The following is a 14,331-nucleotide window of genomic DNA, read 5'->3' as shown; positions in this document are numbered from 1 at the left end:
CACCTCGCCGCAACAGGCACTCGCGGGAGTTCAGGCTCCAGGGGTCCTGGCTGCCTGAACTCGCGTGATCGCCTGTCCTCGCGGGGTGGGAGCGCGCGGGAACAGGCAGGTGGGATCAGGCGCCGGCGGCAAGCTCCTTCGCGCGAGCGAGGGCGGCGGCAGCGGCAGTGGCGAAGGTGTCGGACAGGTGGGCGTCCTGGAGCACGGCGACCGCGCGCTCCGTCGTCCCCTTCGGGCTCGTCACCCGGCGGCGCAGCTCGGCGGGGTCCTCCCCCGTCGAGTCCAGCAGAGCCGTCGCGCCGATGAACGTCTGCTCCGCCAGCAGACGGGCGTCCGCGTCGGCGAAGCCCATCTCCCGCGCGGCCGCGGTGAACTCCTCGATGAGGAGGAAGACGTAGGCGGGACCGGAGCCCGAGATCGTCGAGAGCGCATCGATCTGCGACTCGGGGACCTCCACCACCGCCCCCACCGTCTCGAACAGACGGCGCACGAGCGCGAGGTCGTCGGGAGTCGCCGCGGCGCCGGTCGCGAGCCCGGTGACCCCCTTGCGGATCGTCGACGGGGTGTTCGGCATCGAGCGGATGACGCGGGCCTCCGGGCCGAGGACATCCGCGAAGGTCTGCAGCGTGACCCCCGCGGCGAGGCTCACCACGACGGTCTCCGGGCTGAGGTGCGGCGCGATCTCACGGAGGAGATCGGGGACCATCGCCGGCTTCACCCCGACCAGGACCACCCGTGCGCCGGCCACCGCGTCGGCATTGCCCTCCGGCCGCTCGGACAGCGCGATGCTGGTGACGCCGTCGAGGCCCGCGAATGCCTCCGCCTTCTCCGGCGTGCGGTTCGTCGCGGTGATCCCTCCGTCCACAGGGACCCCCGAGGCGAGCACACCGCGGAGGATCGCTCCCCCCATCGAACCGGCACCGAGGAACGCGAGGGACGGGAGCGCATCAGCCATGTCGTCATCCTACGGCGGGCGCTCCTGTGACGGCCGTGTTGCCGTCCTAGACTCGTCGCATGAGTGCATCCGGAGGCAGCAAGGCCATCGTCGCGGCGTTCCTGGCGAACCTGGGCATCGCTCTCGCGAAGTTCCTCGCGTGGGCTCTCTCCGGCTCGGCCTCGATGCTCGCCGAGGCGATCCACTCCGTCGCCGACTCGGGAAACCAGCTCCTGCTGATGCTCGGCGGGCGCAAGGCGAAGCGCCACGCGGACCGCTCGCACCCGTTCGGCTACGGACGCGAACGCTACGTCTACGCGTTCGTCGTGTCGATCATCCTCTTCTCCGTCGGCGGACTCTTCGCGATCTACGAAGGCGTGGAGAAGCTCACCCACCCGCATGAGATCGACCAGACCTGGTGGTGGCTCCCGCTCGTCGTGCTGTTCATCGCGATCGGCCTGGAGTCGTTCTCGCTCCGCACCGCCGTGCGCGAGAGCAATGTCGTCCGCGAGAAGGGCCAGTCCTGGTTCTCCTTCGTCCGGCGGTCCAAGGCACCGGAGCTCCCTGTGGTCCTCCTGGAAGACGTCGGGGCCCTCACCGGCCTCACCTTCGCCCTGCTCGGCGTCGGCCTCACGCTCCTCACCGGCAACCCCGTCTTCGACGCCCTCGGCACGGTGATGATCGGTGTCCTCCTCGTGCTCATCGCGATCGTGCTGGGGGTCGAGACGAAGAGCCTGCTCGTCGGCGAGGGCGCGGCCCCCGCCGACTACGACCGCATCGTGGACGCGATCAACGACGGTCCGGAGATCGAGAAGATCATCCACATGAAGACCCTCTACCTGGGGCCCGACGAGCTGATGGTCGCCGCGAAGATCGCGCTCAGCGCCGACAAGCCGCTGCGCGAGGTCGCGGACGACATCGACGAGATCGAGGCCCGCATCCGCGCCGCCGTGCCGGTCGCCCGGGTCGTCTACATCGAGCCGGACGTCTACCGTCCCGCGATCGATCCGGAACCCTCGACGGACGTCTTCGTCCTCAAGTCCTCGGACTGAGCGTTCAGCGACGGTCCTCGAAGAAGGCGCGCAACAGCGCGATGGACGCGTGCTCGTCCACGCCGCCGATCACCTCGGCACGGTAGGGCAGGCGGCGGTCGCGCAACACGTCGTACATCGAGCCGGCCGCTCCCGCCTTGTCGTCCCACGCCCCGAAGACCACGCGGCCGATGCGCGCCTGGAGGATCGCACCGGCGCACATCACGCAGGGCTCGAGGGTGACGACGAGCGTGCAGCCGTCGAGGTTCCACGACCCGCGGACCGATGCCGCGCCGCGGATCGCCTCGATCTCGGCGTGCCCGGTCGGGTCGTGCGTGGTCTCGCGGGTGTTCCGCCCTTCGGCCAGGACACGGCCCTCCGCGTCGAGCACGACGGCGCCGACGGGGATCTCCGCCGCGGTCGCGGCCTCGGCGGCGAGCTCGAGTGCGCGCTGCATCGCGAGGCGGTCGGCGGCGGTCATGCCCCGAGCCTACGGCAGCGCGAGGCGGCCGCCACGGCACCCGATGTCGTGCGCGGACCCGGCGCGCATTAGCCTGTATCCATGCGTGTTCACGTCGCCGACCACCCTCTCATCACCCACAAGCTCTCGGTGCTGCGCGACGCGCGCACCCCGTCGCCGGTCTTCCGCCAGCTGACCGAAGAGCTCGTGACGCTCCTCGCGTACGAGGCGACGCGGAATGTGAAGGTCACTCCCATCGAGATCACGACGCCGGTCACCACGACCACGGGTGTGAAGATCTCCGAGCCGCGACCCATCGTCGTCCCCATCCTGCGCGCCGGTCTCGGCATGCTCGAAGGCCTCGTCAAGCTCCTCCCCACCGCGGAGGTCGGTTTCCTCGGCATGGTCCGCGACGAGGAGACCTTTGAGCCCACCACCTACGCCGAGCGGCTTCCGGACGACCTCTCCGACCGTCAGTGCTTCGCGATCGACCCGATGCTCGCGACCGGCGGCTCTCTGGCCGCGGCCATCCAGTTCCTGTTCGACCGCGGCGCGAAGGACGTCACGGCGATCTGCCTGCTGGGCACCCCGGAGGGCGTGGCCGCGATCGAGGCGATGGCCGGCGACCGTGATGTGACCCTCGTCCTCGGAGCGCTCGACGAGCGTCTCGACGAGAAGGGCTACATCGTGCCCGGCCTCGGCGATGCGGGCGACCGCCTCTACGGCACCGTCTGACCTCGCTCGCGCTCTCGACTCGCGCTCTCGACTAGCGTCAGAGGGTCAGGCGATAGCCGCGCTCCTCGCCGTAACGCGTGAAGCCGGCCCTCGCGAGGATCGGTGCCGAGGTCGAGACGCGGCCCTTGACGAGCGCCGTTGCGGCCCCGCGCTCGGCGCTCTGTCGCAGGCGCTCCGCGAGGACCGCCCGATAGACACCGCGCCCGCGGTCGGCCTCGAGTGTCGCCGCTCCCCACAAGCGGGTGAACCCGTCGACGATCGTGCAGCCGCCGGTGCTCACCGCGCGGCCGTCGATGCGGCCGAGCACCCGGAAACCCTCCCCGGCGGACGGGGCTGCGGTGAGTTCGGCGAACTCGGCGTCCAGACCGTCGTCGTCCAGCGGCTGCTGCTCCCAGACCCGGACGTTGATCGCATCGACCTCGCGGAGCTGGTCCTTCGTGCGCACGACCTCGGCGGTGACCCCGGGCGGCACGTCGACCGCGGCTCCGATGGTCGGTCGCGCGAACACCGTGACGGTGTCGAAGTGCACGGCCCTTCGGCGCTGGAGCTCGTCCTCGAGGTCCGGGTCGTCGGCGGGGTTGGTCCAGAACGTGAAGACGTTCTCGCCCCAGGCTCTGGTGCGTTCCAGTGCCGCGTCCAGCACCTCGGCGGCGGGACGCATCGACGTCACCTGGGAGCCGCGGACGCCGCCCCCGAACCGCTCCGGGTAGCGCACGAGCAGCAGGTCGTCACGGACGTGCTCGCTGCCGCGCGGAAACCACGCCCATGCGGCGGCGGCGCGCAGGATCTCATCGACCGTCGGCGTCTCGACGGGAGCACACCCGGCGACGGACGACATCATGATCCCTCCTCTTCGGCCGCACCCACCAGGCGGGCGAAGGCGCTGAGTCGCGCGACCCCCTCGGGTGTGTACGGCAGGTCGTCGAGCAGCGCCGGCGAGTGGATGAGGTAGGCCACGACCTGCGCGCGGGAGATCGCCACGTTGAGCCGGTTCTGCAGCAGCAGGAACTCCGGGCCCCGCGGGGCATCCCGGCCGCTCGACGCGGCGAGCGTCGTGATAGAGACGACCGCCTCCTTGCCCTGGAAGTTGTCGACGGTCCCCACGGGGACCCCGCCGAAACCGGCCGCCGCGAGCGCGTCGTGCACGAGCTGCCGCTGCGCGTTGTACGGCGCCACCACAATGATGTCCTCCGGCGTCAGCGGGCGGACGGTGCCCTCGGCGTCGTTGTCGTGGAAGGTGCGGCCGACGAGGTCGCGGACGATACGCACGACCTCTGCGGCTTCCTCCGGGGACTGGGTCGCGTTGCCGCGGTGCCGCAGCGGCACCACGTGCAGGCCCGGGTCGATGCCGTCGACGGCGCGCCGCTCTGCTCCGGGAGCGGACGCGAGCTTCCCGGCGTAGGCGAGCTTCGACACCGGAGCCGCGACATACGGGTGCATGCGCCAGGAGCGGGCGAGGAAGTAGCCGTACTCCGGACGCACGACGGGATCGCCGTCCATCACCCAGCCGAGCGCAGAGGTGTCCACCGGCTCCGGGTGGGCGCCCTGGCTGACCTGAGGCAGCTGCTGAGGGTCGCCGAGGAGCAGGAGCCGCTGCGCACCGGCGGCGACCGCGATGGTCGAGGCGAGCGAGAACTGTCCGGCCTCGTCGATCACGAGCAGGTCGAGCTCTCCCCTGGCCACCCGCTGGGTGTTGCTGAAGTCCCACGCGGTGCCGCCCACGACGGCACCCTCGTTCCCGTGCTCGGCGAGGAAGGCGGCCATCCCGGTCTTCGGGATCACCGTGTAGCCCGGATCGGCGTCGGCATCCTTGGGGCACTTCGCCACCTGACCCGGGGCGACGCCGTCGGCGACGACGCGCTCCAGCAGCGTCTCGATGATCGCGTGGGACTGCGCGACGACGCCGATGCGGAAGCCGTGCGCGTTGACGAGCCGGGCGATCACCTGCGAGCCGGTGTAGGTCTTCCCCGTGCCCGGCGGGCCCTGCACTGCGAGGTAGCTGTGGTCGAGGTCGAGGACTCCGCGGACGATCGCATCGATCGGATCGTCCCCTGCGGCCGGAAGCGCGTTCCCCGACACCGTGCGCGGAGGTAGGCGGCGGAGGATGTCGGTGGCCGCGTCCTCGGGAAAGCCCGGGGCGGCCGCGTGCACCGCGTCCGCCCACTCGTCGATCGCCTGCTGCAGCGACACCACCCGAGGCGGCGCGGCAGGGGTGAGGGCGACGGGGAGGTCGTCCCAGGTCTGTCCCTGCACGGCGGACTCGACCACGAGGTACCCGTCGTCCAGCACCTCGACGACCGTGACCCCGTGCGGCACGTGCACGGCCCGCGACGGGACGTCCGTGTCGAACGGGGCGGGGACGTCGTAGAGCGCGAACGGCTGCGCGCCGGGGCCGAGCGTCGTGACCGGGGACACCTCGCCGCGGATCTCGAGCTCCCGCGACAGCACTCGGCGCCCCTCGCCGATGCTCCAGTCGCGGCGCACCCGCGAGCGGGTGGCATCGACCTTCACCACATCGCGCGTGCCGTCCCACATGGTGACCGGCTCCCGCAGCCGTTGGAAGTGCGCGACCCAGAAGCTCTTCGCCTCGCGGGGGAAGTAGTCGATGGCGGCCGCCGCGATCCGGTGCACGAGCCCGTCGTCACCGGCCTCCACCGCACGCTCCGCGTCGCCGAGCAGAGCGAGCGAACGCGGCGATGGCTCGTAGATGACCTCGTCCGCATCGTCCGGCGGGGCCGGCGTGACGCCCTCTGCGCGGGCGATCTCGATGAGCCAGTTGCGCAGCCGGCGGGTCGAGACGCAGTCGTAGCGGTTGTAGTCGGCGAGGTCGGCGAGCACGGCGTCGGCCTCGGTCTGCACGCCCGCTGCCGCGAGCTCCCGCGCCGCGACGTACTGCACGATGGAGTCGTCGCCCTTCTGGACGTCGCTCGTGCGCACGTCCTCCCCCATGTAGAGCGGCTCGAGCTTCTTGATGGAATAGGACCGCGAACCGACCCGCACGGTGCGCAGCACCAGCGGGTACAGGTCGACGAACACGCCTTCGCGGAGCAGACGGTCCACCTCGCCCTCGCGCACGCCGTGGCGGGCGGCCATCGCGACCAGATGCGAGGTCTCGTAGGGGGCGTAGTGGTAGATGTGCATGCCGGGGTGCGCGGCGCGGCGCACCTTCACGAAGTCGAGGAAGGTCTCCAGCGCCCGCCGCTCCTCCGCGAACGAGTGCGCCCAGAGCGCGGTGTACTGGTCGGCGTTGTCGACCCAGCCGAACAGATAGTCGATGCCCCACTCCGCCTCGCCGTCGGGGGCGGGCTCGGTGTACAGCGGATCGCCCTCGAAGTCGAAGAAGATGTCGCCGTGGCTGGGCACCGGGAGGGTGTGGATCGCCGCGGCGTAGTGCACGTCGTACGTCGCCGCGCCCTCGGCATCCGCCCGCAGCTGCACGCGGGCCTGGGCGCGGAGGTTCTCGAAGGTGTCGACGTTCATGCCCTCGGGGGCCTGCGTCGCCGCAGCTAGGTCGTCGATCGTGAGGATCCCGGCGGCGCGGAGACGGGCCCGCTGCACCGGACGCATGCGGGCGACCATGAGGAGGTCCCGGTGAGCCAGCACCTGCTCCTCGCAGGTGGCGCAGCGCCCGCAGGCGACCACGCGCAGGTCGCCGCGGTCGTCACCCCACGCGAGGGGCGCCCCGGCGGCACCATCGGCCACGGCGCGGTCCGCGATGAGAGCCCGCAGCCGCGACCGGCGAACCCGGAACAGCGGAAGGAGGTCGTCGACCGCGTGCGTGCTGACGCTGTTGTCCCCGTGGATGAGGTCGACCTCATCCACTCGGGGGATGCCGAGCCGGTCGAGCTGGTCGACATATGCCGCGAGCTGCATGAGCGCGGTCACTCGGGCCTTTCGCGCGAGCTTGGAGTCCTGCACACGCCAGCGCCCGTCCGCATCGCGGCGGAGGAAGTCGGCGAACCCGACGAACTCGTCGGTGGCGAAGGCTGCCTGGAAGACGACCAGCGCGTCGGACCGTAGAGCGCTCAGCGTCTCATCGACGGCGGCCGCGAGGGCCTCAGGATCGCTCGAGGAGACCTTGGCGATCCGATGCACCCGTTCGTCGCCGAGCTCCCGGATGTAGCGGTCGAGCACGTTCTGCTCGTGCACGTCTCCCAGCTGAGCGGCGCGGAGGAGCGTCGCGTCCTCCGGCTCCTCGACCGCGGGGACCCGACCCAGCTTCGCGTCGATCGCCCGCGACCATGCGAACTCGCACTCGGCGGCCGCCTTGAGGTCGCTCGCGCTCCAGATGACCCGCTGCGCCTCTGTGTCGATCCGCACGATTCTCCCGTTCTGTCGGCTGCTTCGACACTATCCGTGGCATCCGACACGGCGAAAAGCGGGCGGTCCCGCACGACGGGTCGCGGTCAGCGCCACCAGGTGTCGTCGGGGGTCACCGGGAGATGACGCTTGTGCTGGGTCGCGAGGTACCGCGCCTCGATACGGCCGGCAACCTCGGGGTCGACCTCCCGCCCCTCGAGGAAATCGTCGATCTGCTCGTACGTCAGCCCCAGCTCGTCCTCGTCCGTGCGCCCCGGCTGGTCGTCGAGGAGGTCGGCAGTGGGGACCTTGAAGGCCAAGCGCTCCGGAGCGTCGAGGAACTGGAGCAGGGCGCGCCCCTGTCGCTTCGTGAGTCCGGCCAGCGGGAGGACGTCAGCCGCTCCGTCGCCGAACTTCGTGTAGAACCCGGTGAGGGCTTCGGCGGCGTGGTCGGTGCCGATGACGATCAGCCCCTCATGCCCGGCGAGCGCGTACTGCGTGACCATGCGGAGGCGCGCCTTGATGTTGCCGCGGTTGAAATCGGAGATGTCGCTGGAGACGGCGGACTCGATGTCCTTCTCGACGCCCTCGACGCCGTTCTGGATGTTCACCTCGATCGAGGAGTCCGGCGCGATGAAGTCCAGCGCGGCCTGGGCGTCGTCGGCGTCGTGCTGGACGCGATAGGGCAGGCGGACGGCGAGGAAGGTCGCCTCCCCGCCCTCGGCACGCACGCGCTCCACTGCGAGCTGGGCGAGGCGCCCCGCGAGCGTCGAGTCCTGTCCGCCGGAGATGCCGAGGACGAAGCCCTTCGCGCCGGTCGTGCGCAGATAGTCCGCGAGGAAGCCGACGCGACGCTCCACCTCCGCTTCGGGATCGATGTCGGGCCGGGCGCCCAGGTCTTCCGCGATCTGCTTCTGCAACGACACGTTGTCCTCCGCTCATCGGTTCGGCTCCAGTATCCCCCTTCCGTGTTTCGTGCGGATCACGCCACCGCGCGGACGAGCTATCCAGCGGCGACCTGACAGACTGTGACGGTGAAGCTCCTCGTCGCCGCCCTCGAGTCCGAACTGTCCGCCTTCCCCGAGGAGCTCGACGGCTTCGACCGCCTTGTCACGGGCCCGGGGAAGCTGCCGGCGACGTACGCGCTGACTCGTGCCCTGGACGCGAAGAGCTACGACGAGGTCGTCGTCGTCGGCACCGCGGGTTCCATCGAGAAGGGGCGTGCGTACGCGGTACACGAGATCGCGACCGCTGTTCAGCACGACGTGATCGACCTGGACGGCGTCGTCGGACGGCATGTCTCGCTTCCGCCGCAGGTGACCACGGGCCGCGAGGGCGTCGTGATCGCCACGGGTGACCACTTCGTGAACGACGCCGAGGTCACCGCCGTGATCCGGCCGATGGGTGCGGCGCTGGTGGACATGGAGACCTACGCCTACATCTGGGTGGCGGGGCAGTTCGGCGTGCCCATCCGGGCGTTCCGCGCCGTCTCCGATCAGGCGGAGGACGGCGCCCTGGCCGACTTCCGCGAGGCCATCGCGCGGTGCAGCATCGAGCTGCGCGAGGTGATCCGCACCGAGTACGGGGTCTGACCTCAGCGCGTCTCGATGACGCTCGGTCCGTTCGGCAGCGCACGGACCGTGAGCTGCGCGGGGATCTGCTCCTGCATGGCCTCGACGTGGCTGATGACGCCGACCGTGCGGCCGCCCTGTCGCAGCTCGTCGAGCGTGCGCATCGCAACATCGAGCGTGTCGCCGTCGAGGGAACCGAAACCCTCGTCGATGAAGAGCGTGTCCAGGCGGATGCCTCCGGCGCGGGCCGTCACGACCTCGGCCAGGCCGAGGGCGAGCGCGAGGGAGGTGAGGAAGGTCTCGCCGCCCGAGAGGGACTGCGGCGGACGGGTCTGCCCGGTGAAGGCGTCGGCGACCACGATGCCCAGTCCGGAGGCGGCACCGCGCGCAGCCAGCGCATCGGAGTGCTGCAGACGGTAGCGTCCTTCGGACATGTCGTGGAGCCGGCGGTTCGCGGCGTCGACGATCTCCTCGAGCTCCGCCGCCAGCACGAAGGTCTCCAACGTCATCTTGCGGGTGTTCGCTCCGCGTCCGGCGATCGTGTCCGCGAGAGCCTGGAGCACCTCGAACTCCGCGGCATCCTCCGCCGTGCGGGCGTGCTCGTCCTTCGCGGCGTCGATGAGGCCGGCCAGCCGCACCGCGTCGCCCGCCGCCCTGGTGGCCTCGTCGACGGCCGTCGACCACGCCGCCCTGGCCTCGCGGGCGGCCTGCTCGACCGGCGCGAGGTCGATGGGCTCCTCGGGCAGCGTCCGCAGCTCGAGGTCGAAGAGGAGGGCGCGCTCCTTCTCGCGCTGCACCGCGTGCGTCGTCACCCGCTCGTCCAGCTCCGTCTGCACCGCCGGCGGACGCAGCGCCGCGGTGGCGGCCTCGACGTCAGAGAACTCGGAGGCGTCGAGGGCGGCATCCCTCTCGGCAGCCGCCTCCGCGGCCGCCTGCTGCCTCCGCGCCCGTTCGGCTTCGGCGTCGAGGAGGCGGCGTGCAACGGCGAGGTGGGTGGTGGCCTCCGTCAGGCGCTCAGCCACCGACGCGTAGCTCCCTCGCGCCTCGTCGATCGCCGTACGGGCGGCCTCGTCGCGCTGGACGACCAGGGCGAGCTGCTCGCGGGCTTCGGCGAGGGCCGCCTCGTCCTGGACGCGCCGCTCCTCGAGCGCGCTCTGCTGGGCGCCGAGTTCGACGAGCTCGCCGTCGCGCAGCCCCGCTGCCTCGGCCGCGGCGAGCGCCTCCTTCTCGGCGGCCACGGCGGCATCGAGCTCGGCCTTCGCCGTCTCGACGTCTCGTCCGTCCGCGCGCGCCAGAGCCGCAGCGAGCTCGACCTGCAGCGACGTGCAGGTCGAGCTCGCCTGCTGCTCGCGGCGCGCCGCCTCGTCCCTCCGGGTCTCCGCAGCCGCGATATCCTCCACGGAGACCGCGGCGCTGTGGTCTGCCGGCGTCGGATGCTCCCGCGCCCCGCACACCGGGCAGGGGTGATCCTCGATCAGAGCGGACGCCAGCTCGCCGGCCATGCCGTCGATCCGGCGCTGACGCAGATCGGCCAGAGCCGACTGCGCGGCGGCCTGCGCGGACGTCGCCTCGGCGAGGACCCGGTCGGCCGCGGCGCACTCCTGCTGCAGACGTGCCGCCTCTTCCGCCGCCTCCCGGCGGAGCTCGGCAGCGACGCGCGCGCTCTCCATGGCGGGGAGCCGGTCGCCGAGCCGACGGGCGTCGTCCCGCTCCGCGGTGACGGCGGCGATCCGTCCGGGCAGCGCCGCGCGCTCCGCCTCGCCGTCGGCGCACCGGCGCTCGGCGGCGGCGACGGCCTCTTCTGCGGTGACGCGCTCGGCGGCGCGGCGCGGCGTCTCGGCCTCCAGCGCGACGGCGCGCTCCCAGACCCCGGATGCCCGTGTCCGGTCGGCGATCCACGCATCGAGGTCGTCGGTCTCGACACCGAGCTGATCCCAGTCCGCCCGTGCGCGCTTCTCCGCAGCCACCGCGTCATCAGCCGCCGTCCCGGCACGGTCGGCCGCGGTGATCGAGGACCGCAGCACCTCGGCCGCCCGCGCCCTGGCGAGCTCCGCCTTCGCCTCGGCGATGGCTTCCTCCTCGGCGTCCAGGCGCGCCATCGTCGCACGGGCACGGTCCCGCTCGCTCTGGGCACGCTGATCCTCCCGTGCGGCGGCCAGAACAGCATCGGCGGCCTCGAACCGCTTCTCCGCCTCCTGGCGCTCGGCAGCGCGCCGTTCCGCCCGGTACGCAGCGCGAGCCTGCGCCCGTTCCAGCTCGGCCAGGCGATCGGCCGTCGTGACGCTCCCCCCCGGCACCTCCGGTCCGACCTCGCCGTCGGCGTCGCCGGCATCGCGCCCGAGGTCGGCATCCGCCACGAGGCGCTCGGCCTCGTCCAGCCGGGCGGACACCGTGGCGAGACGCGCCCCGAGACTCTGCTCGGCGTGGCGCCGCCGCTCGTCGAACCGGGCCTGCACGTCTTCGAAACGCTCGGTGCCGAAGAGCCGGCGCAGCAGCGCCTGCCGGTCCCTGCTGCCTGCGAGCAGGAACTCCGAAAACCGGTTCTGGGCCAGCAGGATCACCTGCAGGAACTGCTCGCGGCTGAGCTGGAGGATGTCATCGAGCTCGTGCGCCACGTCGACCGCCCGCGCCGCGCGTCCGACCCAGCCATCGTCCGTGAGCTCCTCCAGGGAGACCGCCGCCGCCTGCTTGGTCAGGCCTCCTCCCCGCCGGGCCGGCCGGAGGTACTCGGGGGACCGCGTGACCCGGTAGCGGCCGGACGGCGTGCTGAACTCGACGACGACCTCGGAGGGGTCGTCCGGTTCGCTGTGGTCGCTGCGGAGCCTCTTCTCCCCGCCGTCGTACCGCGGCACCCCGCCGTACAGCCCGAAGCAGACCGCATCGAGGATGCTCGACTTCCCCGCTCCCGTGCGGCCGGCGATGAGGAAGATCCCGTCGTCGGCGAAGGCGTCGAAGTCCACGGTCTGCCGGGCACGGAAGGGGCCGAACCCCTCGACCTCCAGTCGATGCAGCCGCACTAGACGAGGGCTTCCGCGCGGACCCGGTCGTCGAGCACCTCACGGATCAGCTCGCGTTCGACCTCGGTGGCTCCGTGGCCGGCCCGCACGTGCTCGAGGAACGCCTCGATCCGGTCGGCATCGGTCACCGCGGAGCGCAGCCGCTCACCGTACGAGCGCTCCTGCATGCCCGCGACCACCGCGGGCTGATGGAGCACCATGGCGCAGTGCGGGTACGCCTCGCGGAGCCGACGCATGGGCTCGGTCTGCGGTACGGCGTCGGTGTAGACGGCGCACACCCAGGCGTCGGCGTGCGCGGCGATGTTCTCTGCGGAGAGGATTCCTTCAAAGGTGCCGGTCAGAGTGACCAGGCGCCGCGGAACCGGCAGCTCCAGCCACTCGACGCCCGCGAGTCCGTCGGCGTCGAGGTCGACGAGCCAGGAGCCGCGCGGCTTCTGCTGCTCGCCGAAGCTGTAGTGCAGCGGAGCGCCGGCGTATCGCACCCGCTCGCTCACCTGCTGACGACCGTGGATATGACCTAGTGCGACGTAGTCGGGGCCGTCGAACGCCCGGAGCGGCACGACGTCGAGACCGCCCTGTCGCACCTCGCGCTCCAGACCCTCCGTCGGCTCCACTCCCGCAGCGAAGCAGTGGGCGATCGCGACCGCACGGCCTGCGTGCTTCTGCATGCCTGCGCGGACGAGGGTCATAGCGTGCGTCATGGTCTGCGCCTGCGTGCGCAGCTGCCGACCCTCGGCGTCACCCTCCGGCCAATGCTGACGGACGATCGCGGGCTCCAGATACGGAATCCCGAAGAAGTGCACCGGACCGTGGGCGTCGTCGATCGTGACGGGGGTACCGACCGCGAGGGGGTCGGTGAGCACGTGGATGCCGTCGCGCAGCAGCCGGGCCTGGAACCCCAGCCGCGCGGCCGAATCGTGGTTCCCGCTGGTGACGACCACCCGCGCACCCGTCTCGTGGAGACCGACGAGGGCGTCGCCCAGCAGCGTGTACGCGGCGGCCGAGGGCGTGGCGGAGTCGAACACGTCGCCCGCGACGATCACGACGTCGACCTCGTGCTCCCTGACCTGCGCGGTCAGGGCGGCGAGCACCTCGGCCAGCGCATCCATGGTCGAGTTGCCATGGAACGTCCGGCCGATGTGCCAGTCCGAGGTGTGCAGGATCCGCATACCCCCACGGTACGAAGACCCTCGGACATTCCCTCCGAGGCGTGCCGGGAGCGCCGTCTCCCGAGGCACGAGGAGGAAGCGGAAGGTCCCCTGACCCACCCTCGTCGCGGCGACCGGCACGTGGTGATGCGAGATGCGCTGTGCACCTTCACCTGTGCGGCGTGCGGGGCTGCGCGATGCGAGATCAGGGCTGCCCTCCGCCCACAGGGGCCGGCTTGCCCCGCCGGCTGAGGGTTGTGCCCGCTCCGCCGCGACTACCGACTTCCGCTCTCCTCCTCGAGGTCGTGCGACCAGTTCGCCTGCTGGATCCGGTTGTCGAGCTCTCGGAGCTCCTGGGCGACCGCATCCGCCCGCGCACGCAGCGCGGCGACGGGCAGCGCCGACACCTGCCGCAGCTCCGAGCGCATCTGGCGCAGGTACTGCTCGCTCGCCCCCGAGGCCGCGGCCGCCGCGTCCGTGAGCACGGCATGGCGCAGGCGCAGCACGTCCCGCGCGGCGAGCGCATCGGTCATCGTCCCGTCCGCGCCGAGGTCGAGGCGGGCGTTCGTCGCGTTGATGCGTCGGATCAGGCTCTGCAGCCGGGTCAACGCGCCCTCCGCCTCTTCGATCAGCGCCGCCGCATCCTCGGCGGGCTCCTCACCCTCCTGATACCGGGCGTTCGCGACGATGCGCGCCCGCAGCTGCTCGATGCGGCGCTGCAGGTCGGCGCGGGCGGCGAGGGCTTCGGCGAGTCTCATGCCCTCATCCTCGCAGGCGGCGGCCGTAACAGTTCGTCATACAGGCCGAAGGTCAGCGCGTGCGGAGAAGGCCCGACTGCTCGGGGTGCGCGGCGAACCACTCCGCCACGTACCAGCAGACGGCGTCCACCTTGCGGTCGCCGCGCTCCGCGATGTCGGCCACGGCCCCCTCGACAACCTTCCCGGCATACCCGTTTCCGCGGAATGCCGGGACCGTATAGGCCCGGGTGAGCGCGACCGTTTGGCCGTCGTCCCGGTAGTCGAGCACGCTGACGAGCTTCCCGTCGCGCGTGAGGGTGTACCGCGATGCGTCCTTCTCGTCGGTCAGGATGAAGCCGCCGACGGTGTGCGAGATCGTCATCCGTGTCACGTTACGCC

12 protein-coding genes are annotated in these 14,331 nt (G+C 71.6%); 3 read left to right on the top strand and 9 right to left on the bottom strand.

The genetic code is table 11. The features are described from left to right. Positions 1-115: 115 nt before the first annotated feature. Entirely contained in the window at positions 116-955 is an 840-nt protein-coding gene (gene proC, locus WFJ36_RS09955) for a pyrroline-5-carboxylate reductase (RefSeq protein ID WP_292787436.1), read from the bottom strand. Between the two features lie 59 nt (positions 956-1,014). Between proC and WFJ36_RS09950 the strand changes: the two genes are divergently transcribed. Next, positions 1,015-1,986, top strand: a complete 972-nt coding sequence (locus tag WFJ36_RS09950) for a cation diffusion facilitator family transporter (RefSeq protein ID WP_336643221.1) — start codon at positions 1,015-1,017, stop codon at positions 1,984-1,986. A gap of 4 nt (positions 1,987-1,990) precedes the next feature. Here the strand turns inward: WFJ36_RS09950 and WFJ36_RS09945 are convergent, their stop codons facing one another. Further along, positions 1,991-2,446: a nucleoside deaminase gene (locus WFJ36_RS09945; RefSeq protein ID WP_336643220.1), complete on the bottom strand. Its 456-nt coding sequence runs from the start codon at positions 2,444-2,446 to the stop codon at positions 1,991-1,993. 81 nt (positions 2,447-2,527) lie between these two features. On the opposite strand from WFJ36_RS09945, the gene upp reads away from it, so the two are divergent. Further along, the gene (upp, locus tag WFJ36_RS09940) at positions 2,528-3,160 is read left to right on the top strand and encodes a uracil phosphoribosyltransferase (RefSeq protein WP_025104476.1); all 633 of its coding nucleotides are present in this window, start codon (positions 2,528-2,530) and stop codon (positions 3,158-3,160) included. Between the two features lie 37 nt (positions 3,161-3,197). Here the strand turns inward: upp and WFJ36_RS09935 are convergent, their stop codons facing one another. The 3 genes from WFJ36_RS09935 to nadE form a co-directional block, all read right to left on the bottom strand. Continuing rightward, positions 3,198-4,001 (bottom strand): GNAT family N-acetyltransferase, encoded by an 804-nt coding sequence (locus WFJ36_RS09935; protein WP_336643219.1) that lies wholly within the window; start codon positions 3,999-4,001, stop codon positions 3,198-3,200. Then, on the bottom strand, positions 3,998-7,480 hold the full coding sequence (locus WFJ36_RS09930; RefSeq protein WP_336643218.1) for a TM0106 family RecB-like putative nuclease: 3,483 nt from the start codon (positions 7,478-7,480) through the stop codon (positions 3,998-4,000). The genes WFJ36_RS09935 and WFJ36_RS09930 overlap by 4 nt, the downstream gene beginning before the upstream one ends. Positions 7,481-7,566: 86 nt before the next feature. Next, the gene (nadE, locus tag WFJ36_RS09925) at positions 7,567-8,385 is read right to left on the bottom strand and encodes an ammonia-dependent NAD(+) synthetase (RefSeq protein WP_071327591.1); all 819 of its coding nucleotides are present in this window, start codon (positions 8,383-8,385) and stop codon (positions 7,567-7,569) included. A 108-nt stretch (positions 8,386-8,493) separates the two neighbouring features. On the opposite strand from nadE, the gene WFJ36_RS09920 reads away from it, so the two are divergent. Beyond that, complete coding sequence (locus tag WFJ36_RS09920; protein ID WP_071328054.1) at positions 8,494-9,051, top strand: phosphorylase family protein; 558 nt, start codon at positions 8,494-8,496, stop codon at positions 9,049-9,051. A 2-nt stretch (positions 9,052-9,053) separates the two neighbouring features. Here WFJ36_RS09920 and WFJ36_RS09915 read toward each other — a convergent pair whose 3' ends face one another. The 4 genes from WFJ36_RS09915 to WFJ36_RS09900 form a co-directional block, all read right to left on the bottom strand. After that, positions 9,054-12,047, bottom strand: a complete 2,994-nt coding sequence (locus WFJ36_RS09915; protein ID WP_336643217.1) for an SMC family ATPase — start codon at positions 12,045-12,047, stop codon at positions 9,054-9,056. Next, positions 12,047-13,216: an exonuclease SbcCD subunit D gene (locus WFJ36_RS09910; protein WP_292788109.1), complete on the bottom strand. Its 1,170-nt coding sequence runs from the start codon at positions 13,214-13,216 to the stop codon at positions 12,047-12,049. Before WFJ36_RS09910 ends, WFJ36_RS09915 begins: the two co-directional genes overlap by 1 nt. Before the next feature lie 254 nt (positions 13,217-13,470). Next, positions 13,471-13,953 (bottom strand): DIP1984 family protein, encoded by a 483-nt coding sequence (locus WFJ36_RS09905; RefSeq protein ID WP_071327594.1) that lies wholly within the window; start codon positions 13,951-13,953, stop codon positions 13,471-13,473. A 52-nt stretch (positions 13,954-14,005) separates the two neighbouring features. After that, positions 14,006-14,314, bottom strand: a complete 309-nt coding sequence (locus WFJ36_RS09900) for a GNAT family N-acetyltransferase (RefSeq protein ID WP_071327595.1) — start codon at positions 14,312-14,314, stop codon at positions 14,006-14,008. Positions 14,315-14,331 lie beyond the last annotated feature (17 nt).

Source organism: Microbacterium sp. MMO-113, assembly GCF_037148555.1.
Lineage (GTDB): Bacteria > Actinomycetota > Actinomycetes > Actinomycetales > Microbacteriaceae > Microbacterium.
The sequence above is the reverse complement of the archived record's forward strand: the minus strand, read 5'-3'. Positions and strand labels throughout refer to the sequence as shown.

Excerpts from the sequence above, each read along its gene's own strand:
- upp (WP_025104476.1), top strand. The coding sequence starts at position 2,528 with ATGCGTGTTCACGTCGCCGACCACCCTCTCATCACCCACAAGCTCTCG.
- WFJ36_RS09910 (WP_292788109.1), bottom strand. The coding sequence starts at position 13,216 with ATGCGGATCCTGCACACCTCGGACTGGCACATCGGCCGGACGTTCCAT.
- WFJ36_RS09900 (WP_071327595.1), bottom strand. The coding sequence starts at position 14,314 with ATGACGATCTCGCACACCGTCGGCGGCTTCATCCTGACCGACGAGAAG.
- WFJ36_RS09945 (WP_336643220.1), bottom strand. The coding sequence starts at position 2,446 with ATGACCGCCGCCGACCGCCTCGCGATGCAGCGCGCACTCGAGCTCGCC.
- WFJ36_RS09950 (WP_336643221.1), top strand. The coding sequence starts at position 1,015 with ATGAGTGCATCCGGAGGCAGCAAGGCCATCGTCGCGGCGTTCCTGGCG.
- WFJ36_RS09935 (WP_336643219.1), bottom strand. The coding sequence starts at position 4,001 with ATGATGTCGTCCGTCGCCGGGTGTGCTCCCGTCGAGACGCCGACGGTC.
- WFJ36_RS09905 (WP_071327594.1), bottom strand. The coding sequence starts at position 13,953 with ATGAGACTCGCCGAAGCCCTCGCCGCCCGCGCCGACCTGCAGCGCCGC.
- proC (WP_292787436.1), bottom strand. The coding sequence starts at position 955 with ATGGCTGATGCGCTCCCGTCCCTCGCGTTCCTCGGTGCCGGTTCGATG.